This is a genomic window from Mesorhizobium sp. M1403 (assembly GCF_040317695.1).
Lineage (GTDB): Bacteria > Pseudomonadota > Alphaproteobacteria > Rhizobiales > Rhizobiaceae > Mesorhizobium.
The window spans coordinates 77519-102713 of the sequence record NZ_JAMYKY010000003.1 but is presented as its reverse complement, the minus strand read 5'-3'; the positions used below and the strand labels follow the sequence as shown (position 1 = coordinate 102713).

Sequence of the window (25195 nt, the reverse complement as noted above, 5' to 3'; positions counted from 1 at the left end):
GAAAAATGTCGCTGGAACTCTACGCCACCTACGTCGTCGCTTGCATCGTCATCATTCTTGTGCCGGGGCCGACGGTCACGCTGATCATCGCCAACAGCATCCGCCACGGCTCGCGCGCCGGCCTCGCCAATGTCGCCGGCACCCAGGCCGGGCTGGCCATCATGATCGCCATCGTCGGCATCGGGCTGACCTCGCTTATCGCCGGCATGGGCCACTGGTTCGAATGGGTCCGGCTGATCGGCGCCGCCTACCTGATCTGGATGGGCGTGCAGATGTTCCGCTCGAAAGGCAAGCTGAACGCCGACGGATCGGCTAAAAAGCCGCGCGGCGGCTTCTTCCTGCAGGGCCTGCTGGTGGCGATCAGCAATCCGAAGACGCTGGTGTTCTTCGGCGCCTTCTTTCCGCAGTTCATCGCCCCCGAAGGCAATTACGCGTTACAGATCGGCGTCATGGGTCTCACCGCCATGATCTTCGCCGCCGTCTCGGATTCGACCTACGCGTTGGCCGCCGGCCACGCCGGACGCCTGCTCTCGGCCGGCCGCGTCAAGCTCTTGTCGCGAATCAGCGGCAGCTTCCTGGTGGGCGGCGGCCTGTGGCTGGCGTTTTCCAAGGCGAAGTAACAGCCGCGAGCCGGGACGCAAATAGCAATCTCCTGGAACAGGAAGGCCGATTGAAAGTCCGCCTTCTGTGCACCACATGAATCGATAGTTGGGGGTTCATGCCGGTGCCATGGACTTTTGTGGATGTGAAAAGGCACGCGATCGGCGTGATCCTGATTGTTGCTTTGTTTGCGGCGGTGTTGGCCCTCGATCCGCTCAAGTGGACGGATAACGCCAGCCCGATCCGCTCGGTGGACCCAATCGATGCAGCCGTCAAAAGTGCCCATTGGGGCAAAGGCCGAAGTGTCTACATGCTGGTCCTTGAAGACGGTTCATCTGTTTTCATCGACGACGATCGTCCGCGCCTGATCGGCTCGCACGTCGGCATCGAGCGCGTCACGCGCGACAATGGCTTTGTCTTCTACCGATTTCCAAATTGAACGGCGATCGATCAATGAAGCTGTTTTCGAAGGTAAAACGAGTGACAGAGCTCTCTTCGAAGAAATCGCTCTTGAACAACGCCCTGCGCTACTCAACTCTAAGTGATGGGTCCGACAAATCTTTCTCTTAGAAACCGCCTTCTTCTGCTTCGGGAAGAGTTTCGCGATACAGTCGTTGGCGTCGCTTTCTTTTGCTCATTCGCTCTTGTGGCCGCCGTGGCGATTGTAACAAGACAGAATAGCACGATCATGGGCACGCAACGCGTAGGAGGCATCGTCGAAGATGTTGCGACGATGCCTCTAAATCCGAAAGGTTCCGTCGGCCATGGACTTTATTATAGATATGAAGTCCGTCTCCATGACGGCAACGCACTGGTATTTATCGATGGTGAGGTGGAGACGCCCCACATGATCGGATCGGAAGTCTCGATCGAACAACAGCACCGCAATAACGGCACCAGCACCTACCGCCTGCTCAATGACTGAGCGGCACTAAAGCCGCCCCAGCCTTTCCAGCAACAGCGCGAAAAACGCATCATGATCGATGTCGCGCATCACCATGGCGTTCTTCGGCCGCTTGGTCACTCCCCACCAGTCGATCACCGTCATGCCCATGGTGAGCTCCGAGGCAGTTTCCACGCTGACATTGCAGTTGCGGCCCTTGAACAGCTTCGGCTTCAACAGATAGGCGATGACGCAAGGATCGTGCAGCGGGCCACCATCGGTGCCGTATTTCTCTTCGTCGAAGCGTTCGAAGAATTCCAGCATGTCCGCCGTCGCCGTGCCGACCCTGGTGCCGAGCTTGCGGAAAGCCTTCGTGCGCTTGGCGGTGGTCAGCGCCTTGTGGGTGACGTCGAGCGGCATCATCACGATCGGAATGTCGGATTTGAACACGACATCGGCGGCATGCGGGTCGACATAGATGTTGAACTCGGCAGTCGGCGTGACGTTGCCGCCCTCGAAGAAGCCGCCGCCCATCAGCACGATCTCCTTGATGCGCGGCGCGATTTTCGGCTCGCGGATCAGCGCCAGCGCAACATTGGTGAGCGGCCCGAGCGCGCAAAGCGTGATCGTGCCGGTCTCCTCCTTCATCAGCGTCTCGACGATGAAATCGACCGCATACTGATCCTGCAGCTTCATCTTTGGCTCAGGCAGTTGCGGTCCGTTGAGGCCGGTCTTGCCATGCACTTCCTCGGCGGTGACGAGTTCACGCGCCAGCGGCCGGATGGCGCCTGCATAGACCTTGACATCCGGCCGGCCGGCCAACTCGCAGATCTTGCGTGCGTTTTTTTCGGTGAGTTTCAGCGGCACGTTGCCGGCCACCGCGGTGATGCCGACGATCTCCAGCTCGGCGCTGCCGAGCGCCAGCAATATGGCGACGGCATCGTCCTGGCCGGGGTCAGTGTCGATGATGATCCTGCGGGATTGGGGCATTTCAATTCCTTGTTTTGGCAAGTCTTTTTGGGCGGGACGTGTGACGGCTTGAAGTCTGCCGGGCGGCGGACCATATCAAGACCATCGGGAAAAATGCCATCCGGGTTTTTCCACTTTATGTCGCTCTTGAGAGGACACTGTAACATGAGCCGAATGACGCCTTTTTCCAGCCCGCTTCTCCTCGGTTTCGATTCCATGGAAAAGACACTGGAGCGCTTGGCGAAGTCGGGTGACAGCTATCCTCCGTACAACATCGAGCGCCTCAGCGGTGCCGACGGCAAAACCGAAAGGCTGCGCATCACGCTCGCCGTCGCCGGTTTCGCGGAAAGCGATCTCGATGTCTCCACGGAGGAGAACCAGTTGGTCGTGCGCGGCCGTCAGAACGACGACACCGAGCGCGAATTCCTCCACCGCGGCATCGCCGCGCGCCAGTTCCAGCGCTGTTTCGTGCTGGCCGACGGCATGCGGGTGATTGCGGCGGAATTGAAGAACGGCCTCTTGTCGATCGATCTCGATCGGCCGGAGTCCGAACGGCTGGTACGAAAAATAAACATATCGGTGAAAGACTGAGTTTTGCCGATAGCTCTCATGCGGGATGGCCTTGAGCGGCGTCTCGCGGCAAGGAGGCTTGAAATGACCAGAACTGACGAAAATATCATCATGACCAGCGGCGAATTCGCTCATCTCGGCGAAGGTTCGGTCGCTTATCTCAGGAAAGTGTCGAGCGACGATCTGCGCGGCCGTTTCCCGGGCCTCGGCGAAATCGCGCCCGGGCTGGAACTATGGGCCCTGTTTGCCGCCAACGGCCAGCCGATCCTGCTTTCGGATGCTCGCGACCGGGCGCTGGCCGGCGCCTTGGAAAACGATCTGACCCCCGTCGCTATCCACTAACAACACGGCGCGCCGATCTGGCTGAAACGGACAGGGCCGCTCACGGCGGCCCTTCAACGGGTCCAATCAACTCAGGCGGCGTGCGAGGCCTGTGTATCCGACAGCAGCGCGTGGATGGCCACGGCATCGCGCGTGCCCCTGATCTTGGCAACCGTGTCGGCATCGCGCAGCACCCGCGCGATGCGCGACAGCGCCTTGAGGTGGTCGGCGCCGGCACCTTCGGGGGCCAAAAGCAGAAACACCAGGTCGACCGGCTGATCGTCGAGGGCCTCGAAATCGACCGGTGTCTCCAGCCGGGCAAAAACTCCAGCGATCCGCTTCACCCCGGCCAGCTTGCCATGCGGAATGGCGATGCCGTTGCCGACGCCGGTCGAACCCAGCCGCTCGCGTTGCAGGATAGTATCGAACACCTCCCGCTCCGGAATGCCGGAAATCGCCGCCGCCCTTTCAGACAGCAATTGCAGCAGCTGCTTTTTGGAGTTCGCCTTCAACGCCGGCATGATTGCCGGAACGTTGACGAGATCGCTCAGATCCATGCTTGAAATCCCTTGTTCGCCTGCCGTCGCCAGTCCCCACGCTTGCGTGCGGCTGGTTTTTACCCCTGCGCGACCTTGGCCGTAGACGGGTCGATCCAGCCGATATTCCCGTCCGGCCGGCGATAGACGATGTTGAGATGGTCGTTTCCGGCATTGCGGAAGACCAGGACCGGGCTGTCCTTGGTGTCGAGCTCGATCACGGCTGACGCCACCGACATGGTCCGCAGCGTCATGGTCGATTCGGCGACGATGGCCGGCGCGAAATTCTCCGGTATCTCCTCGTCGTCATCGGCAAGCGGGGCCATCACCGTATAGGCGACGTCGGTGAGTTCGCCATTGCTATTGCCTGAATTATGCGACTTCAGCCGGCGCTTGTAGCGCCTGAGGCGGGTTTCCAGACGGTCCGCCGCGGCATCGAAGGCAAGCGTCGGATCCTGGGCATCGCCGGTCGCCTGCAGCGAAGCACCGGAATCCAGCCGGATCATGCAATCGGCCGTGTAGCGCGACCCCGATTTGACGACTACGATTTGCCCTGAAAAGCCCCGATCGAAATATTTCCCGATCACTTCCCCGACACGGTCGTTGATGCGCGTACGGAACGCATCGCCGATATCCATGTGTTTTCCCGATATGCGCAGTGTCATCTGAAAACTGACCTTCCTTGCTCAGGCTTCAAACTGTCCCGAGTTTATACTCGTGGTCCGTGCGCACAAGCTTTGCGGCGTCACTTGCGCCGATTTTAAATCCGAACTTTCCGGTTGATCACAAGCCGCCTTCTTGGCCGTCCGTGGCCTACGTCGTGACGGACCATCTCTCGTGCGGGCATCAGCGAACTCAAATCCACTCGCCAGCCCGTCTCATGCGGGCGGGCTTCTAGCCACTTCGTTGCCGCTTGTCAATGAACGCGAAAGCTGTGGAAATTCTGCCGGAGTTCAACGGCCGGCGCTGGCCAAAGCGCGTTTTTCGCGCCGCCGTTGCACCGAAGAGGGTATGTTCATGCCTTCCCGGTATTTGGCAACCGTGCGCCTGGCAATGTCGACGCCGCTTTCCCGCAGCATGTCCACGATGGCATCGTCGGAAAGCACATCGACGGCTTTCTCTTCGTCGATCAGCTGCTTTATGCGGTCGCGCACCGCTTCCGACGAATGCGCATCGCCGCCACCCGACGAAGCGATCGAGGCGGTAAAGAAATAGCGCAGCTCGAACACGCCGCGCGGCGTCAGCATGTATTTGTTTGCCGTGACCCGGCTGACCGTCGATTCGTGCATGCCGATAGCGTCCGCCACCGTGCGCAGGTTGAGCGGCTTCAGGTGCCGCACGCCGTGGACGAGAAAAGCGTCCTGCTGGCGCACGATCTCGGAGGCGACCTTCAGGATAGTCTTCGCCCGCTGGTCGAGGCTGCGCGTCAGCCAGTTGGCATTCTGCAGGCATTCGGCGAGGAAATCCTTTTCCGCCTGGTTTTTCGCATGCGGCGTGACCTGAGCGAAATAGATGTGATCGACCAGCACGCGCGGTAGCGTCTCGGCGTTGAGCTCGACCGTCCAGCTGCCGTCATTGGCTGCGCGCACCTCGACGTCGGCCACGATCGCATCGCTGGCACCGCGCGAAAACGCCATTCCCGGCCGCGGGTCGAGCGCCCGGATCTCGGCCAGCATGTCGAGCAGATCCTCCTCGTCGACACCGCAAATCCGCTTCAGCGTCTGGAAATCGCGCCGTGCCAGGAGTTCGAGATTGGCGATCAATGCCCTCATCGCCGGATCGAGCCGGTCGCGCACGGCAAGCTGCAGCGACAGGCATTCAGCGAGGTCGCGGGCGAAGATGCCGGCGGGCTCGAATGTCTGGCAAATCGCCAGCGCCATTGCCACCGCCGGGGGGTCCGTGCCGAGGCGGGCCGCGATCTCGGCCATGTCCGCACGCATGTAGCCGGCCTCATCGAGGCCGTCGGCAAGCTCGCTGGCGATCAGGCGCGCGGCCGGATCGGCGAAGGCGAGCGCCACCTGCTCGCCGACATGGTCGCGCAGCGTGATGGCAGCCGCCGCCATATCCGCGACATCGAAGCCGTCGGAGGAAGAGGCGGAACTATTGCCGGACGCCGATTTCCATTGCGCCGTCAGGTCGGGGCCGAGCCGCTCGCTCGTTCCAGGATCGTCGGGAAACAGGTTTTCCAGCGACGTATCGAGCTTTTCCGAGATCGCCTCGGCGCTCCACGCCGTCTCCGCTTCGAACCAGTCGCCGTCGGCGGCCGGTTCCGATGCGGCGTCGCTCTTCTGCGCCTGGTCGCTGGCGGCGTCGTCCTGCGGTTCGGCGCGTTCCAGCAGGGGATTGCGTTCGATCTCGTCGTCGATGAAGCGTTCCAGCTCGAGGTGGGTGAACTGCAGCAGGCGGATCGACTGCATCAGCTGCGGCGTCATCACCAGCGACTGCGACTGTCGTAGCTGTAGTTTTGCCGCCAACGCCATGGTTCGGTTTCAAACGCCCCGTCTACGCACCCGCACTGCCGGAAAGAATTTTCCAGGCCAGCATAGAAACTGGCCCGGCTTTTGCTTGTCAAGGCGAGGTGCGGAAAAACTCGCCTGCCAGCGCGTTTTTCAGGCAGAAAATCGAAGAAAAAGCTGCCGGACTACGCCGGAAATCCCGTTCGAACCGGAATTTCGCATTTAGAGCGTAAATCCCTCGCCAAGATAAAGCCGCCGCACATCGGCATTTGCGACGATTTCGTCGGCTCGGCCATGGGTCAGCACCTGGCCGGCATGGATGATGTAGGCGCGGTCGATCAGGCCAAGGGTCTCACGCACATTGTGGTCGGTGATCAGCACGCCGATGCCACGTGCCGTCAGATGGCGAACGAGCTGCTGGATGTCGGCGACGGCGATCGGGTCGATGCCGGCGAACGGTTCGTCGAGCAGCATGTAGGCGGGGCGGGTTGCCAAGGCGCGGGCAATTTCCAGGCGCCGCCGCTCACCGCCGGAAAGCGACAGCGACGGAGCCTTGCGCAGATGGCTGATGTGGAATTCCTCGAGCAATTCGTCGAGCAGGCGCTCACGTTCCTTGCGGCTCTTTTCGACCACTTCGAGCACGGCCCGGATGTTTTGCTCGACGTTCAGGCCGCGAAAAATCGACGCTTCCTGCGGCAAATAGCCGATGCCGAGACGGGCGCGGCGATACATCGGCATCGACGTGACATCGAAACCGTCGATCTCGATGGTGCCTTCATCGACCGGCACCAGCCCGGTCACCATGTAGAAACAGGTCGTCTTGCCGGCGCCGTTGGGGCCGAGCAGCCCAACCGCCTCGCCGGCGCGCACGCCCAGCGTCACGCCGCTGACGACTTTGCGGCCCTTGTAGCTTTTGGTCAGCCCCTTGGCGATCAAGGTTCCCTTGAACTTTGCCGCTTCGACGGTGACCCTGGCCGGTGCCGCAAGTTTGCTGGCGGCGCGCCCTGGAAGACGCGCCAGCAGCGACGATATGCCGGTCATCAGGGTTTCGCTGCTCCAGACTTCGCCTGCGGCGTGATCGACATCATGACGCGGCCGCCGCAGGCGTCGACCTGGGCAAGGCCGCTCTTCATCTGCACGGTAAGCTTGCAGCCGACAAGCACGTTGTCGCCTTGCGAGAGCACGACCTTGCTGCCCGAAAGCACCAGCACCTCGGTCTTCATGTCGAAGGTGCCGCGGTCGCCGGTGGCAACCTGATTGTCCGATTTGATGTAGACCTTATCGTCGACCACGAGATGGTCGATGTTGGCGGATCCGGTCATCGCCGCGGCACCCGCCGGCTCGGCGCCTTTGGCGGCGGCTGCATCCCTGACGTAATAGACCGTCATTTTGCCGGCCTTGAGTACGGTTGGACCCTGGACGACGTTGACGTTGCCGGTGAAGACGGCGACGCTTTCCGCCTGGCGCACCTCGAGCTTGTCGCTTTCGATCTGGATCGGCTTGTCGCCCGACAGCCTGAGGCCGGACATTTGGCTGGTGGCGCTGGACTGCGCCAGCGACGAAGCCGTCCCCAGGGTGAGCCCCAATGGCAGCCCGAGGGTCAGCAACGCCGAAACCGCGGCGAGGCGCCGTGCCGAACTACTGAACCGCATTGGTCTCTCCGCTCTTTGCCTCTGCCGCCTTCAAACTGGCGGGATCGATGTCGACGCGCACCTTGTTCTCGAAAACCAGGACCTTCCCATTGTCCTGGACCGACATCGAATCCGCCCTGATCCGCGACCCGCCGCGGCTGACATCGACGGGTTCGCTTGTCTTCATAGTGCCTTCGCCCATGTCGAGATAGACTGATTTGAATTTTGCCACCACGCCATCCGTGGTCGATACCGTCACGTCGCTGGTCAGGCTGAACGTGTTGCCGTCGCGATCATAGGTGCCGCGCGCGGCATCGATGGCGGCCGTGTTGTCGGCCGCAATCGGCAGCCTGGCCTTGATGCCTTCCAGATCGATGATGCCTTGTTTGCTGACGTCCTGTATGGCGCGCAGGGCCGTCATCGAATAGGGCAAGTTCTGCTTGGTGAAGCCGTTGAGCTTGGGATTGGCCATCACCAGCTTGCCATTGGCAAAGGAGCCGCCGTCGGCCTGCACCTCGATTGCAGCGGGAGCCATGAGATAGGAATAGACCGGAAACGCGACCGCGATCAGGGCGGCGACCAGCGGCACGGCCAGCTTGAGGATCCGCACCCGGCGCGAATGACGCTGCGCGATGTCAAAGGCGTCGACCCGCGCCCGGCCTGCGGCCTTGGGAGCCAACTCCGTCTCGGTGTTGGTCGGTTCGATTGGTCCCGCTAACATGACTGCTTCTTCTAAACCCCTGCCCGCCAGGCCGCCCTATAGGTGGGGTGCCGGCGCCCTCAAGCAAGCACAAGCCGAGGAAAACCGCAAAAATATGACAGCCGCCCCTATACAACGAAAATGGCCCCAGCGCAGCCTGAACCTCATACCAGATATGGGCGCACAGTGTTAGAGCCTGTGGAACGCGACAGGTTGAAGCTTGCCCGAACGCCGAAGACGGCTTTGGCGAAGGCCGTCAGGAAACGGTAGCCGGGCGCGAATGGTTGCTTTAAAAGCATCTGCTCCCACCGACTACGAGGCTGACCATGGCATTGAGAGCCGACGACCTGATCGACCGCCGCCGCTTGCGCCGCAAGCTGACATTCTGGCGTGTTGCGGCGATTCTTGTCGCCGCAGCCGGGCTGATCGCCTTTTCCGCGTGGATTTATGGTGACGAATTCACCGGCGCGGCTGTCGACCACATCGCTAAGGTCAAGATCGAAGGTACCATCACCGAAGACGAAGAACTGATCAAGCGGCTGGAAGCCATCCGTCAGTCGCCGCGCGTCAAGGCTGTGATCCTGTCGATCGATTCACCCGGCGGCACCACCGTCGGTGGCGAGTCGATCTACGAGGCAGTGCGCAAGCTCGCCGCCGACAAGCCGGTGGTGGCCGAGGTCGGCACGCTCGCGGCGTCGGCGGGTTACATGATAGCCACCGCGGCCGACCATATTGTCGCACGCAAATCCTCGATCGTCGGCTCGATCGGCGTTCTGATCCAGTACCCGGACGTCAGCGGCCTCATGGACAAGCTCGGCGTCAAGCTGGAGGAGGTGAAATCCTCGCCCTTGAAGGCCTCGCCTTCCCCCTTCAAGCCGACCAATGACGATGAACGCGCCATGGTCCGCAAACTCATTCTCGACAGCTACGACTGGTTCGTCGGCATCGTCGCCGAGCGCCGCAACATGACCAAGCCGGAGGCGCTGGCGCTCGCGGACGGGTCGATCTTCACCGGCCGGCAGGCGGTCACCAACAGATTGATCGACGCGGTCGGCGGCGAGGCCGAAGCGATCGACTGGCTTGCAGGCAAGGGTGTCGATGCCAAGCTCAAGGTGGTGGAATGGAAGGACACGGAAAAACGCGGTGGTTTCCTGTTCTCCAAGGCGATGGCGCAGACCGTCGGCGCTGCGCTTGGCCTGCCTGGCCATGGCGGCGACGTCCTTCACGAAATTGGAGCGGACCGCTTGTTTCTTGACGGTCTCGTTTCCGTCTGGCACCCTTGAGGAGCCGCTTGGGAGTGAAAAAGCAAATAAAATCATTCTGATAATTTCGGCGGCACTGCTTTCACGGGGAGCCTTTTCATGATCAAATCCGAACTTGTGCAGATCATCGCCACGCGCAATCCGCATCTTTTCCTGCGCGATGTCGAAAACATTGTCGGCGCCATCTTCGATGAAATCACCGACGCGCTTGCCGAGGGCAACCGGGTCGAGTTGCGCGGCTTCGGCGCGTTTTCGGTGAAAAACCGCCCTGCCCGCACCGGCCGCAATCCGCGCACCGGCGAATCCGTAGAGGTCGAGGAGAAATGGGTGCCGTTCTTCAAGACCGGCAAGGAATTGCGTGAAAGGCTGAACGGAGGCAAATAGGCGCGGCGCCCGCCGACCCGTTGCTGCCTTTTCTTCCGAACGGAAAAACATGTTCAATCGCTTCATCCTCATCGTGGTTTTCGTGCCGCTGGCCGTCATCCTGATTGCGCTGGCCGTCGCCAACCGCGAACCGGTGGCCTTCACGCTCGATCCGTTCAATCCCGGCAATCCGGCGCTGACGCTGACCGTGCCGCTGTTCATTTTCCTGTTCCTGGCGCTGGCCATCGGCATGATCGTCGGCAGCCTGGCGACCTGGATCAAGCAGGGCCGCTACCGCAAGCTGGCGCGCCAGCGCGGCGCCGAGGCCGAGAACCTGCGTCTGGCAGTCAGCCGCGCGCCCACAGCGGCGCAGGGCCCGGCCTTGCCGAAGCCGATGAACTGAGCCGCGGCTCGGGCAGGAAGCGCAACCGGCCTATTTCTCCACGGAGCCATCATGCTGACCATTTCCGCCGCCGAGGTCGACCGCGCGCTGACCTTTCCCGGGCTGGTCGAGACATTGCGCGCCGCTTTTCGCGACGGCGCCGTGCAGCCGGTCAGGCATCATCACACGGTCGAGCGGCCCGACGGTGCCGCCTCGACGCTGCTTCTGATGCCGGCCTGGACCGACTTCAACGCCGCCGGCACCTCGGTCGATGGCCATATCGGCGTCAAGATCGTCACCGTGTCGCCCGACAACAACGCCGTCGGCAAGCCTGCGGTGATGGGCCTCTACCTGTTGCTGGACGGCGCCACCGGCGAGCCGCAGGCCTTGATCGATGGCCAGAGGCTGACGCAGTGGCGCACCGCCTGCGCCTCGGCGCTGGCCGCCTCCTATCTGGCCCGCGAGGACGCATCACGGCTGCTGGTGGTCGGCGCCGGCGCGCTGTCGCCATTCCTTGCAAAGGCGCATTCGGCGGTGCGGCCGATCAAGAACATCCGCATCTGGAACCGCACGCCGGCCAACGCCGAAAAGGTCGCGGTGAAATTGCGTGCCGAGGGTTTTGCGGCCGACGCCGCAGGCGATCTCGACGTCGAACTCGGCCAGGCCGATATCGTGTCATCGGCGACCATCACCACCGCGCCACTGATCAAAGGGGTACTCTTGAAACCGGGAACCCATGTCGATCTGGTTGGCGGCTTCACGCCGGCGATGCGCGAAAGCGACGACGACGCGATTGCACGCGCCCGCGTCTATGTCGACACCCGCGCCGGCGCCACCAAGGAAGCCGGCGACATCGTCCAGCCGCTGGCCTCCGGCGTGCTGAAGCCGCAAGCCATCGTCGCCGACCTCTATGAACTGGCACGCGGCCAGAAAAAAGGCCGGCAGGGCAATGACGAGATCACGCTGTTCAAGTCGGTCGGCGCGGCCCTCGAGGACCTGGCCGCCGGCATTGCCGTGTATCGCGCAAGCGTAGGGCAGTAGGGCAGTAGGGCAGTAGGGCAGTAGGGCAGTAGGAAACCGTGCTAATCGTGCGGCGCCGCGCCTAGTGCTACTTTGCTCTCGCCTACTGCCCTACTGCCTTACTCCTTTTGCCAATAAACCCGCAGCCGGTGGTTGTCCGGATCGAGCGCGACGAAGGTGCGGCCGAAATCCATGTCGGTCGGGCTCTGCAGGATGGTCAGCCCACGGTCGGCCCACTCGGCATGGGTGGTGTCGACAGCGCCAGGCGTATCCAGCGCAAAGACGACCTCGGCGCCACCGCCTGCGGCCGCCGCGGCCGGCTCTACGGTATGACGCGACCAGAGGCCGAGTTTGAAGCCGTTGTCGAGCACGAACAACACGAAGGTCGGCGAGGTGTCGACCGGCTCGCGTCCGAGCAGCGCGCTGTAGAAGGCGCCGCTTTGCTCAGGCTTGTCGACATAGAGGATGACGAAATTGGGCGGTGTCATGAATTGCTCTCCAGATGGTTTCGACTGGAGGAGCATAGCGTGCACCACTGCCAGATTCTGGCAACAGTCTTAACTGAGCGGCAGCCTTAGCTTGGCTTGTCGAGCGTCGCCCGCCATTCTTTGAGCAGCACCTGGCGACGGCGCGGATAACGCGTCTCGGTGGCGTTGAGGCCGGATATCCGATCGGCGCGAAAGTGCCTGAAATCCTGGCGCATCTCGCACCACGCCGCGACGACGCGCACCTTGTCGAAGAAGCCGAGTGCAAACGGCCAGACGGTGCGCTCGGAGGCAGCGCCGCCGGCATCGCGATAGACAAAGCTCAACTTGTGCTCCTCGCGGATGGCTTGCCGCACCATGCCGAGATCGATGCCTTCGGTGACCTCGGTGCGCGACCCGACCAGCAGCGTCGAGGCATCGAGCTCTTCGCGCAAATCGTCCGGCAGCACCGCGGCGATCTTGGCCAGCGCGTCGGTGGCGGCGTTGGCAAGCCGCCAGTCCGGCTGCTTGGCCACCCAGCGCGAACCGAGCACGATCGCCTCGATCTCCTCGTCGGTGAACATCAAGGGCGGCAGCATGAAGCCTGGCCTGAGCACGTAGCCCAGCCCCGCCTCGCCCTCGATCGGCGCGCCCTGCCCCTGCAGCGTGGCGATATCGCGATAGAGCGTGCGGATCGACACACCCATTTCGCCTGCAAGGCTGCGGCCGCTGACTGGCCGGCGATGCCGGCGCAGGATCTGGATCAGGTCGAGCAGGCGTTCGGCGCGGGACATGGATCGCAACCCGATTTGGATGGATGCCCAATTTGGATGGACGATAGTGCGCCTGCGCTTTCGGCGGCAAGCAGGATGATCGCCGACCGGAACGTATGCGGCCTGACGCCGTTGTCTGGCCATTATGGATATACGCGGTTTTCTGTTGTTCTGGTCGGTTTTGACCGCCACCGTTGCTGCCCTAAGCCTCGGACCATCCTTCGCCCACGTACTGGAATCGGTGCCGCGGCTGACCAGATGGCCGCCTTCGCTCTGGCGAGAAACCACGGTCTTCAATGCTCAGTTCCAGTTCTTTTTGACTGTCGGCGCACCGCTGGACGTGGCGGCCGTCGCCTGTCCGGGGCTCCTCGCATGGATGCTGCGCGGCGACGGCCCGGCATTCTGGTGGGTGTTGGCCGCCACCATGCTTTATCTGATGGCGCTTGTCGCGTGGGTTGCGCTCGTCAAACCGGCAAACAATGTCCTGGCCACCTGGGTGCCTGGACCGATCCCGGGCAATTTCGAAGCTATCCGGAGCCGCTGGGAAGCCGGCCATATGGTCGTCACCGGCTTCAAGGCCGTCGGTTTCATCGCGCTCGCAGTCGGGCTGCTGTCGATCAGGCGTGGCTGATCCGTTCGCAAACGCCTGCAGCCCTTTTGTTGCGCCGGTCAATTCGCTGTGGCAGAAGCGGCGCAGCCGCCGTCCGGAGATGCGCCTTCTTGAAACCTTTTCGCGACAAACGCCGCGACAGCCGCCCGCCCGCGAAAAAAGGCGGGATAGAGCAGCCGCGGCGGCGCGACCCCAATCCAACCGCTGGTCCGGAGACGAAACCGCAGGACCGGTCCGAGCAGAAAGCAGCGCCGCGCCCACTTTCGCGCCGCGATGGCGCGCTGCCTGCCGAACATCTGCCGCTGATCCTCGAAGTCGGCGCCAGTCAGGATTACGCGCTGCTCGACAGCGGCGCCGGAGAAAAGCTCGAGCAATACGGCCCCTACCGCATCGTTCGGCCGGAAGGCCAGGCGATCTGGCAAAAGGCATTGCCGGCCAGGGACTGGGAACGCGCCGATGCCATTTTCACCGGCGATACCGACGAGGAAGGCATCGGCCGCTGGCGCTTTCCGAAGACGCCGCTCGGCGAGACCTGGCCGATGAAGCATGACGGCATGGACTATCTCGGCCGCTTCACTTCGTTTCGCCATGTCGGCGTCTTTCCCGAGCAGGCCTCGCACTGGGACCACATGGCCGGGCTGATTGCGGCGGCAAAACGGCCGGTGAAGGTGCTGAACCTGTTCGGTTATACCGGCCTTGCCTCGCTGGTGGCAGCGCGTGCCGGCGCCGAGGTCACCCATGTCGATGCTTCCAAGAAGGCGATCGGCTGGGCACGCGAAAACCAGGAGATGGCGGGCCTGTCGCAAAAGCCGATCCGCTGGATCGTCGACGATGCCGTGAAATTCGCCGAGCGCGAGGAGCGCCGCGGCAGCCGCTACGACATCATCCTGTTCGACCCGCCCGCCTATGGCCGCGGACCGAAGGGCGAGGTCTGGCAGCTGTTCGAGGATTTGCCGGCGCTGACCGACATCTGCCGTGGGATCCTGACGCCGAAGCCGCTCGCTGTGGTGCTGACCGCCTACTCGATCCGCGCCTCTTTCTTCGCCATCCACGCCTTGATGCGCGACACCTTCGCCGGCATGGGCGGCACGGTCGAATCCGGCGAATTGATCATCCGCGAGAAATCCGCCGGCCGGGCGCTTTCGACCTCGCTGTTCTCGCGCTGGGTGGCCTGAATGAGTGCGTACGAACGGCACGCGGGCGCGCCAGGGCAGGTGAAGGAAGTCACCAGCCTCGCCAATCCGCTGGTCAAGGACATCAAGGCGCTCGCGCAGAAGAAATTCCGCGACCAGCAGAATGCCTTCATGGCCGAAGGCCTGAAGCTGGTCATCGACGCGCTCGATCTCGGCTGGTCTATCAGGACATTGGTTTTCGCCAAGGCCGGACGTGGCAATGCGGCGGTTGAAAAAGTTGCGGCGCGCACGGTTGCCGCCGGCGGCACCGTACTTGAAGTTTCGGAAAACGTGCTGGTCGCCATCACCCGCCGCGACAATCCGCAAATGGTCGTCGGCGTGTTCTCGCAGAAATTGCTGCCGCTGAAGGACATTCGCGCCCATGATGGCGACGTCTGGGTGGTGCTCGACCGCGTCCGCGACCCCGGCAACCTCGGCACCGTCATCCGCACGGTCGACGCCGTCGGCGCCAAAGGCGTCATCCTGGTCGGCGAGACCACCGATCCCTTTTCGGTCGAGACGGTACGCGCCACCATGGGCTCGATCTTCGCCGTGCCGGTCGCCAAGGCGTCGGCCGAGGCTTTTCTCGCCTGGCGAAAGAGCTTTTCCGGCCTCGTCGCCGGCACCCATCTTAAGGGTGCGGTCGATTACCGCTCGGTCGATTTTTCAAAAGGCCCGGTGCTTTTGATGATGGGCAACGAGCAGCAAGGCCTGCCTGACGAGCTTGCCGCAAGCTGCGACAAGCTGCTGCGGATACCGCAGGCAGGCCGCGCCGATTCGCTCAACCTTGCGGTGGCCACCGGCGTCATGCTGTTCGAGATCCGGCGCGGCGCGCTGAAGCTCGGCCCGGAGGATGCCCGATCGTGACATCCCAAACCGTGAAACTGCAAACCATGAAGTCCTGGAGCCCCTACGCTTTTCTGGTTGTCGCCGCGATAGCGCTCGACCAGTGGCTGAAATATCTGGTCGAGACCGGCCTTGCCTTCCAGGAAAGGCTCGATCTCCTGCCGTTCCTGGCGCTGTACCGCACCTACAACACCGGCATCGCGTTTTCGCTGTTTTCGTCCTTCGGCGACACCGGCCTGGTGGTCGTCGCGGTTCTGGTGGTCGCTTTCGTTCTCTATCTTGCGGCCCGCACGCCGCCCGGCCACCTGCTTGCCCGCGTCGGCTTCGCGCTGATCGTCGGCGGCGCGCTCGGCAATCTGATCGACCGCGCTGCCTATGGCCATGTCATCGACTATATTCTGTTTCACACGCCGGTCTGGTCCTTCGCGATCTTCAACCTCGCCGATGCCTTCATTTCGGTCGGTGCCGTGCTGGTCGTCTTCGATGAGCTCATTGGCTGGTGGCGCGGAACATCGAGCGATTGACCTCACTCGCCCGGCACCGCACATTTCTTATTTGCAAGCCCGAGGAGAAAAAATGCCCGAAACCTTCAAAGCCATCCTCGTTTCGCGCGACGCCGAGAAAAACCAGTCGGTCGCGGTGACCGAGCTCACCGAGGCAGACCTGATGGAAGGCGACGTCACCGTCGCGGTGGAGGCGACGACGGTGAACTACAAGGACGGCCTTGCAATCACCGGCAAGGCGCCGGTGATCCGCCGCTGGCCGCTGGTGCCGGGCGTCGATTTCGCCGGCACCGTCATCTCGTCTTCCAATCCCGACTGGCGCGAGGGTGACAAGGTCATATTGAACGGCTGGGGCGTCGGCGAGACGCATTTCGGCGCCTTTGCCGGACGCGCCCGCGTCAAGGGCGACTGGCTGGTACCGCTGCCGGACGGCATGAGCCCGCATGATGCGATGGCGGTCGGCACCGCCGGCTACACCGCCATGCTTTGCGTCATCGCGCTGGAGCGCCACGGCATCGTGCCCGACCGCGGCCCTGTGGTGGTGACGGGCGCTGCCGGTGGCGTCGGGTCGGTCGCGGTCTCGATCCTGTCCAGCCTCGGCTATCACGTCATCGCCTCGACCGGCCGCAGTGCCGAAAGCCCCTATCTGACCGACCTCGGTGCCGCGGAAGTGATTTCACGCGACGAGCTTGCGCAGCCTGCAAAACCGCTAGCCAAGGAACGCTGGGCCGGCGGCATCGACGCTGTCGGCAGCCACACGCTGGCCAACGTCCTGTCGATGACCTCCTATGGCGGCGCCGTTGCCGCTTGCGGCCTCGCCGGCGGCATGGACCTGCCGGCAAGCGTCGCCCCGTTCATCCTGCGCGGCGTCTCGCTGCTCGGCATCGATTCGGTGATGGCGCCCAAGGCGGTCCGCATCGAGGCCTGGCGCCGCATCGGCACCGATCTCGATCACGGAAAGCTTGCCAGCCTGTCGACGAGCATCGGCTTCGACGGCATCATCGGCGCCGCGCATGACATCGTCGAGGGCAAGATCCGCGGCCGCGTGGTGGTGGACATGTGAGGCTCCAAAGGGAAAAAAGAGCGCGACCGCTAAAATTCGAACGATCAACCACAACCTTCAATAAGCTCTGTCTGGCAGGAATTCCGTATGATTGCGGAACCCGGCATCAGAGAGGCGGAACCAGCCGAACGGGCCGACCGGGCGGCCCCCGAGGCGTCAGGGCGGCAGCTTGTCGCCGCGCCGCCGCTGGCGCCGGAATTGCCGGACGCCAACCGCCACGGCCTGCCCTTCCTGACTCTCGTTGCCATCGTCGTGCTGGCAGGCCTGTCGCATCTGACCGGAGCGCCGATCTTCATCACCATTGGCCTTTTGGCGACAGCCATCGCCGGGCTCGCCATGCATCTGCGCAACAGGCGCACCCAGCGTCGCGCGGTGGCCCTTCTCGATGCCACGACCGCCCGCAGTCGCGCCGAGATCGAGACGCTGGCCGACCGCATGTGGGAGATGCAGGAGAGCGAGGAGCGCTTTCGCGGTCTGATCGATGCACTCGGCGATCTCGTCGTCCACCGCGACCGCGACGGCCATATCGTCTACGCCAACAAGGTTTTCGCCGACCTTGTCGAAACCGACCAGCGCGACCTCGCCGGCAAGACCCTGGCCGAACTAGGCATCGATGTCGGCATCGTTCCCGACGCCGCCTTTTCCGACCATGAATGCCTGAGTTCCACTGATGTCGCCATTCGCACGCCGGACGGCCCACGCTGGTTCTCTTGGATCGAGCTGTCGGTGCGCGACAAGGACAGCGGCGCCGTTTCGCATCGCGCCATCGCCCGTGACATCACCGCCCGCAAACGCGCCGAATCCTCGCTGATCACCGCCCGCGAACGGGCCGAATATGCGAGCCAGGCCAAATCGCGCTTCCTCGCCACCGTCAGCCACGAGATACGCACGCCGATGAACGGCATCATGGGCATGGCCCGGCTTCTCGCCGACACCAGCCTTTCGCCCGAGCAGCGGACCTATGTCGGCGCCATCTCGACCTCGGCCAGCGCGCTGCTGGCGCTGATCGAGGACCTGCTCGACTATTCCAAGATCGAGGCCGGCCGCTTCGATCCCGAACCGCAACCGATGTCGGTGCGCGAGATCGCCGACAATGTCATCGAGCTTTTGGCGGCGCGGGCTTTTGCCAAGGATATCGGCCTCGGCTGCCATGTCGAACCCGACGTGCCGCAGCTGATCACCGCCGACCCCGGCAGGGTCAGGCAGGTGCTGCTCAACCTTATCGGCAACGCCGTCAAGTTCACCGACAGCGGCGGCGTCCTGGCAAGCATCGGCCGCGTCCGCACCGAAACCACCAACCGCATCCGCTTCACCATCACCGACACCGGCCCCGGTCTGCGCGAGGAGGACATGGAGCGCATCTTCGAGGACTTCGAACAGGCTGACGGCACCTCGACCCGTACGCATGGTGGTGCCGGCCTCGGTCTCGCGATTTCCAAGCGCCTGGTGACGGCGATGGGCGGCACTATCTCGGTGTCGAGCCGGCTTGGCCAGGGATCCGAATTCGTCTTCGAGATTCCCGCTATTTCCGCCGTCGAGGCGCTGCAGATCCGCCAGAACGCGCTGTTGGGCCGGCATGCGGTAATCGTGTCGAAGAACCTGGTCGAGGCCGAAGCCATCGCCCGCACCATTCGCGCCAATGGCGGAACGGTCGATCTGGCCGCCGCCGCCGCCCAGGCCGCCCCTTTCGCCGAGGGCTGCAACGTGCTTCTGGTCGATGCTGCCATGGAGCAAAGCGACGGCAGGCTGCTCAGGCGCCTGCGCCAGAGCGGATTTGTCGATTGCGAGGCGGTGACGCTGATCGCGCCGACCGACCGCGGCATGCTTGGCGAGTTCCGTGCCAACGGTTACGCCACCTTCCTGGCGAGGCCGGTGCGCGGCGAGACATTGCTGCGCGTGCTTTTGACCAGCCACGCACCGGTCATCGCCGAGCCGCAACCGCAAAAGCGCGGCGCGCAGGCTGGGCACGCCATTGGCGGCCGCCAGCAGGGCCTGTCGGTGCTGATCGCCGAGGACAACGACATCAACGCCATGCTGGCCCGCGCCACCCTCCTGAAGGCCGGGCATCGGGTGAAAGTGGTCGGCAACGGCAAGGCCGCGGTCGAGGCGGTCATCAGCACCGGCCATAAGCACCGCTACGACGTGGTGCTGATGGACCTGCATATGCCTGTCATGGACGGGCTGGACGCCATCGCCGCCATCCGCCGCCATGAGGAGGAGACCGCGGTTCCGCCGGTGCCGATCATGGTGCTGTCGGCCGACAGCCAGGAAAAGACCCGCCACGCCGTGCTCGCCCACGGTGCCAGCGGCTTCGTCACCAAGCCGCTCGACCCTGATGCCCTGGTTCATGCGGTTGAAGGGCAAGTGGCCGCCTGAGGCACAACATAGACGGTCGATAGATTACCCAGCCGACGAAGTATTGCCCGCAGAGCCGTATCACGGTACTGTCACAATCCTGTTGCACCTACACCGTATCCCCGTGCCAAGAGGGATGGCTCGAAGGAGAATCACTCGTGCATACAGTCATGCCGGAATGTGATGCTCGGCCGAACGCCAGCGGGCCTTTGCTCGTCGGCCGGAACGCCGATGCCGTCATAAAAGGCGCATCGCTCGGCCGCATCGGCAATCTCGAAGTGCGGCTCGCCCGCAACGAGGCCGAGATCGCTGCCGCGCAGGAAGTGCGCTACCGGGTGTTCTACGACGAGCTTGGTGCCAGGAAGGACCTGTTCCAGATGCAGGACCGCCGCGATGCCGACCGCTTCGATCCCCTCTGCGATCATCTGCTGGTCTTCGATACTTCGCTTTCCGGTCCCGAGCATCGCCGCATCGTCGGCACCTATCGCCTGCTGCGGCAGGAGATTGCCGCGGCGGCGGGCGGCTTCTATTCCGAAGGCGAATTCGAGCTGACCAAGCTGATCGCGCGACATCCCGGCCAGCGCTTCCTCGAGCTCGGCCGCTCCTGCGTTCTGCCGGAATACCGCTCCAAGCGCACCATCGAGGCGCTGTGGCAAGGCATCTGGGCCTATATCAATCATTACGGCATTGGCGTGATGACCGGCTGCGCGTCGTTCCACGGCACCGTGCCGGCGGCACATGCAGAGGCGCTGACCTATCTTGCCCACCACTGCCGGACGAATTCATCGTGGGACGTGCGTGCCGTCGCCGGGCGCTATTGTTCGATGGATCTGATGCCGATCGAAGCCGTTAACACCAAGGCGGCGATCGCCGCGATGCCGCCGCTGGTCAAGGGCTATCTGCGCGTCGGCGCGCGCATCGGCGACGGTTGCGTCATCGACCGTGAATTCTCGACGGTCGACGTGTTCGTGGTGATGCCGGTCAAGGAGATCGGTGCCCGCTACGTCAATTATTATGGCGGGGAAGCGCAGCGGTTTGCAGCCTGACACCTTAAATCAGGGAATATCTTCCGGACGCCGGCCAGGCTTGCTTTTGTAGGACGGAAAGGCCCAGCCGAATTTCAGCGCGCCGCCGCGTACGCAGAAAGCCGCCATGAAACCTGCCAGGCCCGACGCAAGCGGCGGCAGTCCGGCGAAATCGCCAAGTGTGTAGAGGCCGGCGCCGGCAAGCGCTGCGGTAACGTAGATTTCCGGTCTCAGGAGCACCGAAGGCTCGCCTGTCAACAGATCGCGCAGAATGCCGCCAAGGGTTGCGGTGAGCATGCCGGTGACGATCGAAACTGCAGGTGACCCGGTGATCGTCAGCCCCTTGGCCGCGCCAATCACCGAAAATGCGGCAAGACCTATGGCGTCGAGCCAGAGCAGCAATTTGTAGCGCGACTCGAAACGATGTGCGCTGAAGAAGACGACGACCGCCACCGCCGCACAGATTAGCACATAGTCGCGGTTTCCCACCCAGAACACGGGCACGTTGAGGATGACGTCGCGAAACGTTCCGCCCCCGATGCCGGCAACGCTAGCCAGAAACAGGTAACCGATAATGTCGAGCTGTTTGCGCGAGGCGGCCAGCGCACCGGTCGCCGCGAAGACGGCGACGCCGGCATAGTCGAGAAGCTCGATCGGGTTCATGGAGGGAATAATGAAATACCGAGTGGGGAATAGCGAGTGGCTCCTGCGAATCTGGATTGACTCCAGATAAATTAAATGATTGAATTGTTCATTCAATTATTTGGGTGGACGTCTATGTCCCCTCGCCGCTACAGCATGGCTTCCCGGACTGCCGCCTTCGCCAAGACGAGGCAGCGCATTCTCGACGCGACAATCAAGCTGCACACCCAGAACGGCATCTTTGGCACGACTTGGAAGGACATCGCTACGGAAGCCGATGTCGCCGTTGGCACCGTCTACAAGCATTTTCCTACTCTGGATGACCTGGTGCCGGCGTGCGGCGAATTGCTGATGGAGCGCCTGCGTCCTCCGTCGCCCGAAGCAGTGACGGAGATAATCGGCGACGCGACCGATCCTGAAGAACGGCTACGCCGGGTCGCCAACGAGCTGTTCGCCTTCTACCAACGTGGCGGACGGCATCTCGAAAGCGACCTGCGCGAGCGCGAGCTTCCGGCCATGCGGGAATGGGAGGAATACCTGCGACACATGGTGGCCGGATTCGTGCGTGAGGCACTGGCGCACGACGGTCCGGGCGATGATGTCGTGCAGGCAATCAGCTTTCTATTCGACTTTCCGACGTTCAACGCCATGCGGATACGCGGCATGACGGTGGACCTCGCCGTCGAAACGGCAACGACAATGGCGCTCTGCTGGCTCAAAGGCAGAGGCCGGACGAGCACGTCTTGAGCGAACAGAATGCGGGAGGCGAAACAAAGGTCAGATGGCAAAGGGAGGAAGTCATGGACACGAATGTCGTTGAAATCACTGAATTTGCATTGAAGCCCGGATTCACCGAGCAGATGTTCCTGCAGACTAGGGATGAAGTGAATGACGAGGTGCGAAAGCTCAAGGGTTTCCTCAACCGTCGCCTGCTCAAATCCGCAGGCGGCTGGACGGAGATATTCGAATGGGCGGACATGGACAGCGCCAAGGCGGCTGGCGAGGTCTGGTCCTCCCTGCCCGGCATCAAAAACTATTGCTCGATGGTGAATTCCGCCTCGATCAAGGTCGGCTACCATTCTGTGGCGGCCGTGGCTGGCGGCGAAGCTGGCAGGAGCACTCCCCACGCCTTTTGCAGTCACGCCTTGGAAGGAGAGGCGCGCTGGTGGCTTGGCTCGCTAGCGGTGATCAAGGCGACAGCGGTCCAGACCGCGGGCCAGTTCACGCTGATCGAAGTGCTCGAGAGCGAAGGTGAGGCGCCGCTGCATGTGCACCATCGCGAGGACGAGTCATTCCTGGTGATGGAAGGCGAGATCGAGTTCGAGATCGGCGGTAAGGCGATTATGGCTGGACCCGGTTCGTTTCTCTTTGGGCCACGCGATGTGCCGCACCGCTATACGGTCAAGCGTGGGCCGGCCCGGATGCTGTTCTTCTTCACGCCTGGCGGTTTCGAGGAACTTCTGAGGGCGACCAGTGTGCCCACCGCCGACAGGCGCATTCCTCCGGACGGCGAAGGAATGCCGGACATGGAGACATTCCCCGACGTGGTCCGCCGCTATGGCTGTGAACTGCTGAGCTGAGGGCAGGAAAGCCTGCACGGCGAACTGTTTGATCGCCCTGAAATCGGATAGGTTGGGGGCGGTCGATCATCCCTCACGCTTTGGTGGCGGTTGCTGGCTAACGGAGCCCTACTCCCAGTTCACGCATCCTTCTCAGCCTGCTCGTTCACCGGCCCCGGCTCCACCGGCGCTTCGCTTGCCACATGCTTGGGGCCGCCCTTGGCGACGCCGACCATGGCCGGCCGCAGCACGCGCTCGCCGATCGAATAGCCGGGCTGCACGACCTGGACGACCGTGTTGGCCGGCACGTCGGGATTGGGCACCTCGAACATCGCCTGGTGGAAATTCGGATCGAATTTCTCCCCCTCGGGCTCGAGCTTCTTCACGCCGTGGCGCTCCAGCGCCGACAGCATGGCGCGCTCGGTGATCTCGACGCCGTCGATCAGCGCCTTGAAGCCGGCATCACCCGACGCCTTGGCCTCCTCCGGGATGGCATCCAGCGCACGGCGCAGATTGTCTGATACCGACAGCATGTCGCGGGCAAAATTGGCGACCGCATAGGCGCGCGCATCGTGGACGTCTCGGGCGGTGCGGCGGCGCAAATTCTCCATGTCGGCCGCCACGCGCAGCGCGCGATCCTTCAGCTCTTCGTTTTCCTTCAGAAGCCGCACAAGCGCTTCATAGTCGCCGTCGACGCCGCCTTCCCTTGGCTCCGCGGCAGCCTCGGTCTTCTCGGCTTCATCGGGCGCGCGTTCGTCTTTTGCCTGGTCGCTCATCGCCGTTTCCCGTCATTTTCAAATGGTGTGGATTTGCGCCCGATATCGAGGTTTAGCGGCCAAAAATCAAGGGGCAAGCGATACTGCAGCCGCTGTTGCGGCTTGATGGCGGACGGCGCAAACCTTTCGATTTTAATTCAAACTTTACCGTAACCGCCGGCTTTGCTTGCCAGGCTACTACAATGCGGGAACCATTCCTCCCTTGGAAGAGTTTCGAAGCCGACACAGGATTTTGAGATGATGCCCCGCAGGAACGGCGAAAAACGCAACGGGCTCGCCGCCGATATCCGGCGCCAGCTCGGCACCGAAGCGACCAAGCGCTTTCTGCGCACCTTGCCGGCCTTCCGCACCGAGTCCGATATTCCCGACCGTCTGAAGGAATTGCTCGACCGCCTGGACGGCGTGGAAGCCAAGGTGGTCGCAGGCGGGCGCCGTCGGTAGCGCGCCGTTGCCAGGGACGCGACCGGCAATTGTGGCCGGTTGCCATCGCGCGACATTTACGCGCAGTAACTTTGCGTGATCTCCGTCTTGCGGCAGCGCCCTGCTCCGCCTATGTTTCATGATGAACATGATTTCCCCCGAAGCTGTGGCAAACAGCAAGCGCGCCTGGTTGAAAATCCTGTCGCGCTATAAAAAGCCCGACAGACGTCGCAGCGCTGTCGAACTCGCCATCACCCTCATCCCTTTCGCCACGTTATGGGCGCTGTCCTCGGCCGCCTATGCCTATGGCCATTGGTGGGGTCTGGTCCTCATCCTTCCGGCCGCCGGCTTTCTGGTGCGGATCTTCATGATCCAGCACGATTGCGGTCACGGCTCCTTCTTTGCCAATCGCTATGCCGACGACTGGATCGGCCGCGTCCTTGGCGTGCTGACGCTGACGCCCTACGATTGCTGGCGCCGCGCCCACGCAACCCATCACGCCAGCGCCGGCAATCTCGACGAGCGCGGCACCGGCGACATCAAGACACTGACCGTCGCCGAATACCGGCAACTGTCGTGGCGGCGCCGGCTCGCCTATCGCCTCTATCGCCATCCGCTGGTGATGTTTGGCCTTGGTCCGATATGGATTTTCATTTTCGAGCAGAGACTGCCCTTGGGCATGATGCGGGGCGGCCTCACCCCTTGGGTGTCGTCGATGTCCACCAACCTCGCCATCGCCGTCATCGCCGCTCTGCTCATCTGGTTCGTCGGCCCCGGCGCGTTCCTGGTCGTGCATCTGCCGATCGTCATCCTCGCCGGATCGGCCGGCATCTGGCTGTTCTACGTCCAGCATCAGTTCGAGGAAACGGAGTGGACAAAGGACTCCGAGTGGGAATTCCAGCACGCTGCCCTGCACGGCTCGTCCTATTACGACCTGCCACCGGTTCTGAACTGGATCACCGGCAATATCGGCGTCCACCATGTGCACCACCTCTCGGCCAAAGTGCCGTGTTACCGGCTTCCGGAAGTGCTGAGGGACTATCCGGAGTTGCGTGAGATCGGCCGCGTCACGCTTCTCGACAGCCTGCGCTGCGTCAAGCTGGCGCTATGGGACGAGAGCCGCAGCAAGCTGGTCTCGTTCCGCGAAGCGCGGATGGCCGTGTAGACGCACCGCCGCACCTAAAGCGCGTCGCGCTCGACCGGCCTCATGCGACGCGCTTTAAGTTCTTGTTTATGCATGCCGTTATCGCAAAACCGCTGCACACTTTTGCGCGACATGCATTAGGGGCGCGGC

Annotated in this window: 31 protein-coding genes; 20 read left to right on the top strand and 11 right to left on the bottom strand. The window is 62.9% G+C overall.

Translation table 11 applies throughout. From position 1 onward, the window contains the following. Positions 1–5: 5 nt before the first annotated feature. The 3 genes from NKH01_RS08115 (at position 6) to NKH01_RS08105 (ending at position 1525) form a co-directional block, all read left to right on the top strand. Positions 6–620, top strand: coding sequence for a LysE family translocator (locus tag NKH01_RS08115; RefSeq protein ID WP_352847392.1), 615 nt, complete (start codon positions 6–8; stop codon positions 618–620). Between the two features lie 98 nt (positions 621–718). Next, positions 719–1039 carry a hypothetical protein gene (locus NKH01_RS08110; RefSeq protein WP_353019881.1) on the top strand — a complete coding sequence of 107 codons (321 nt, stop codon included), beginning with the start codon at positions 719–721 and terminating at the stop codon, positions 1037–1039. A 249-nt stretch (positions 1040–1288) separates the two neighbouring features. Then, positions 1289–1525: a hypothetical protein gene (locus NKH01_RS08105; RefSeq protein WP_353005899.1), complete on the top strand. Its 237-nt coding sequence runs from the start codon at positions 1289–1291 to the stop codon at positions 1523–1525. A gap of 6 nt (positions 1526–1531) precedes the next feature. On the opposite strand, the gene NKH01_RS08100 is transcribed toward NKH01_RS08105, so the two are convergent. Next, complete coding sequence (locus NKH01_RS08100; protein WP_352483583.1) at positions 1532–2473, bottom strand: nucleoside hydrolase; 942 nt, start codon at positions 2471–2473, stop codon at positions 1532–1534. 144 nt (positions 2474–2617) lie between these two features. Between NKH01_RS08100 and NKH01_RS08095 the strand changes: the two genes are divergently transcribed. Together NKH01_RS08095 and NKH01_RS08090 are read left to right on the top strand one after the other, a co-directional pair. Beyond that, positions 2618–3043: an Hsp20 family protein gene (locus NKH01_RS08095; RefSeq protein WP_023718964.1), complete on the top strand. Its 426-nt coding sequence runs from the start codon at positions 2618–2620 to the stop codon at positions 3041–3043. A gap of 63 nt (positions 3044–3106) precedes the next feature. Further along, positions 3107–3364, top strand: coding sequence for a BQ00720 family protein (locus tag NKH01_RS08090; RefSeq protein ID WP_352483584.1), 258 nt, complete (start codon positions 3107–3109; stop codon positions 3362–3364). Positions 3365–3435: 71 nt separating this feature from the next. Here the strand turns inward: NKH01_RS08090 and ptsN are convergent, their stop codons facing one another. From ptsN to lptC, 6 genes are all read right to left on the bottom strand, one after another. Next, positions 3436–3900: a PTS IIA-like nitrogen regulatory protein PtsN gene (gene ptsN, locus NKH01_RS08085; protein WP_023718962.1), complete on the bottom strand. Its 465-nt coding sequence runs from the start codon at positions 3898–3900 to the stop codon at positions 3436–3438. 59 nt (positions 3901–3959) lie between these two features. Then, the gene (hpf, locus tag NKH01_RS08080) at positions 3960–4544 is read right to left on the bottom strand and encodes a ribosome hibernation-promoting factor, HPF/YfiA family (protein WP_352483585.1); all 585 of its coding nucleotides are present in this window, start codon (positions 4542–4544) and stop codon (positions 3960–3962) included. A gap of 288 nt (positions 4545–4832) precedes the next feature. Further along, a complete protein-coding gene (gene rpoN / locus NKH01_RS08075) occupies positions 4833–6359 on the bottom strand; it encodes an RNA polymerase factor sigma-54 (RefSeq protein WP_352483586.1) in 1527 nt (508 codons plus the stop codon). Between the two features lie 198 nt (positions 6360–6557). Further along, on the bottom strand, positions 6558–7376 hold the full coding sequence (gene lptB, locus NKH01_RS08070; protein ID WP_023718959.1) for an LPS export ABC transporter ATP-binding protein: 819 nt from the start codon (positions 7374–7376) through the stop codon (positions 6558–6560). Further along, complete coding sequence (locus tag NKH01_RS08065) at positions 7376–7987, bottom strand: LptA/OstA family protein (protein ID WP_023718958.1); 612 nt, start codon at positions 7985–7987, stop codon at positions 7376–7378. The genes lptB and NKH01_RS08065 overlap by 1 nt, the downstream gene beginning before the upstream one ends. Continuing rightward, positions 7974–8687, bottom strand: a complete 714-nt coding sequence (gene lptC, locus NKH01_RS08060) for an LPS export ABC transporter periplasmic protein LptC (RefSeq protein WP_023718957.1) — start codon at positions 8685–8687, stop codon at positions 7974–7976. Before lptC ends, NKH01_RS08065 begins: the two co-directional genes overlap by 14 nt. 305 nt (positions 8688–8992) lie before the next feature. On the opposite strand from lptC, the gene sppA reads away from it, so the two are divergent. From sppA to lhpI, 4 genes are all read left to right on the top strand, one after another. Next, positions 8993–9949 (top strand): signal peptide peptidase SppA, encoded by a 957-nt coding sequence (gene sppA / locus NKH01_RS08055; protein ID WP_023718956.1) that lies wholly within the window; start codon positions 8993–8995, stop codon positions 9947–9949. A gap of 78 nt (positions 9950–10027) precedes the next feature. Next, complete coding sequence (locus NKH01_RS08050) at positions 10028–10312, top strand: integration host factor subunit beta (protein WP_006200394.1); 285 nt, start codon at positions 10028–10030, stop codon at positions 10310–10312. 49 nt (positions 10313–10361) lie between these two features. Then, positions 10362–10694, top strand: a complete 333-nt coding sequence (locus tag NKH01_RS08045) for a DUF1049 domain-containing protein (RefSeq protein WP_352483587.1) — start codon at positions 10362–10364, stop codon at positions 10692–10694. 51 nt (positions 10695–10745) lie between these two features. Further along, on the top strand, positions 10746–11714 hold the full coding sequence (lhpI, locus tag NKH01_RS08040; RefSeq protein ID WP_352856876.1) for a bifunctional Delta(1)-pyrroline-2-carboxylate/Delta(1)-piperideine-2-carboxylate reductase: 969 nt from the start codon (positions 10746–10748) through the stop codon (positions 11712–11714). A 98-nt stretch (positions 11715–11812) separates the two neighbouring features. Here lhpI and NKH01_RS08035 read toward each other — a convergent pair whose 3' ends face one another. Both NKH01_RS08035 and NKH01_RS08030 read right to left on the bottom strand, forming a co-directional pair. Further along, entirely contained in the window at positions 11813–12181 is a 369-nt protein-coding gene (locus NKH01_RS08035; RefSeq protein WP_031193999.1) for a VOC family protein, read from the bottom strand. An 86-nt stretch (positions 12182–12267) separates the two neighbouring features. Further along, the gene (locus NKH01_RS08030; protein ID WP_352856874.1) at positions 12268–12951 is read right to left on the bottom strand and encodes a helix-turn-helix transcriptional regulator; all 684 of its coding nucleotides are present in this window, start codon (positions 12949–12951) and stop codon (positions 12268–12270) included. 124 nt (positions 12952–13075) lie between these two features. Between NKH01_RS08030 and NKH01_RS08025 the strand changes: the two genes are divergently transcribed. From NKH01_RS08025 to olsB, 7 genes are all read left to right on the top strand, one after another. After that, a complete protein-coding gene (locus tag NKH01_RS08025) occupies positions 13076–13561 on the top strand; it encodes a DUF1772 domain-containing protein (protein WP_353019879.1) in 486 nt (161 codons plus the stop codon). An 89-nt stretch (positions 13562–13650) separates the two neighbouring features. Beyond that, complete coding sequence (locus NKH01_RS08020; RefSeq protein WP_352483590.1) at positions 13651–14715, top strand: RsmD family RNA methyltransferase; 1065 nt, start codon at positions 13651–13653, stop codon at positions 14713–14715. Then, positions 14716–15579 carry a TrmH family RNA methyltransferase gene (locus NKH01_RS08015; protein WP_353019878.1) on the top strand — a complete coding sequence of 288 codons (864 nt, stop codon included), beginning with the start codon at positions 14716–14718 and terminating at the stop codon, positions 15577–15579. 26 nt (positions 15580–15605) lie between these two features. Next, positions 15606–16082 carry a signal peptidase II gene (gene lspA, locus NKH01_RS08010; protein WP_023718949.1) on the top strand — a complete coding sequence of 159 codons (477 nt, stop codon included), beginning with the start codon at positions 15606–15608 and terminating at the stop codon, positions 16080–16082. 52 nt (positions 16083–16134) lie between these two features. Then, positions 16135–17124 carry an acrylyl-CoA reductase (NADPH) gene (gene acuI / locus NKH01_RS08005; RefSeq protein WP_352847377.1) on the top strand — a complete coding sequence of 330 codons (990 nt, stop codon included), beginning with the start codon at positions 16135–16137 and terminating at the stop codon, positions 17122–17124. Between the two features lie 87 nt (positions 17125–17211). Beyond that, positions 17212–19500: a hybrid sensor histidine kinase/response regulator gene (locus NKH01_RS08000; protein ID WP_023718947.1), complete on the top strand. Its 2289-nt coding sequence runs from the start codon at positions 17212–17214 to the stop codon at positions 19498–19500. 149 nt (positions 19501–19649) lie between these two features. Further along, the gene (olsB, locus tag NKH01_RS07995; protein WP_023675251.1) at positions 19650–20525 is read left to right on the top strand and encodes a l-ornithine N(alpha)-acyltransferase; all 876 of its coding nucleotides are present in this window, start codon (positions 19650–19652) and stop codon (positions 20523–20525) included. Positions 20526–20534: 9 nt separating this feature from the next. On the opposite strand, the gene NKH01_RS07990 is transcribed toward olsB, so the two are convergent. Continuing rightward, complete coding sequence (locus NKH01_RS07990; protein ID WP_023718946.1) at positions 20535–21167, bottom strand: trimeric intracellular cation channel family protein; 633 nt, start codon at positions 21165–21167, stop codon at positions 20535–20537. Positions 21168–21242: 75 nt separating this feature from the next. Between NKH01_RS07990 and NKH01_RS07985 the strand changes: the two genes are divergently transcribed. Together NKH01_RS07985 and NKH01_RS07980 are read left to right on the top strand one after the other, a co-directional pair. Beyond that, complete coding sequence (locus tag NKH01_RS07985) at positions 21243–21893, top strand: TetR/AcrR family transcriptional regulator (protein WP_352483594.1); 651 nt, start codon at positions 21243–21245, stop codon at positions 21891–21893. Between the two features lie 53 nt (positions 21894–21946). Continuing rightward, positions 21947–22726: a cupin domain-containing protein gene (locus NKH01_RS07980; protein WP_352847375.1), complete on the top strand. Its 780-nt coding sequence runs from the start codon at positions 21947–21949 to the stop codon at positions 22724–22726. Positions 22727–22845: 119 nt separating this feature from the next. On the opposite strand, the gene grpE is transcribed toward NKH01_RS07980, so the two are convergent. Continuing rightward, positions 22846–23481: a nucleotide exchange factor GrpE gene (grpE, locus tag NKH01_RS07975; RefSeq protein WP_023675250.1), complete on the bottom strand. Its 636-nt coding sequence runs from the start codon at positions 23479–23481 to the stop codon at positions 22846–22848. 237 nt (positions 23482–23718) lie between these two features. Here grpE and NKH01_RS07970 point away from each other — a divergent pair, with 237 nt between their 5' ends. Together NKH01_RS07970 and NKH01_RS07965 are read left to right on the top strand one after the other, a co-directional pair. Beyond that, positions 23719–23922, top strand: coding sequence for a hypothetical protein (locus NKH01_RS07970; protein WP_023718943.1), 204 nt, complete (start codon positions 23719–23721; stop codon positions 23920–23922). Positions 23923–24043: 121 nt separating this feature from the next. Further along, positions 24044–25066: a fatty acid desaturase gene (locus NKH01_RS07965; protein ID WP_352483596.1), complete on the top strand. Its 1023-nt coding sequence runs from the start codon at positions 24044–24046 to the stop codon at positions 25064–25066. The last annotated feature ends 129 nt before the right edge of the window (positions 25067–25195 follow it).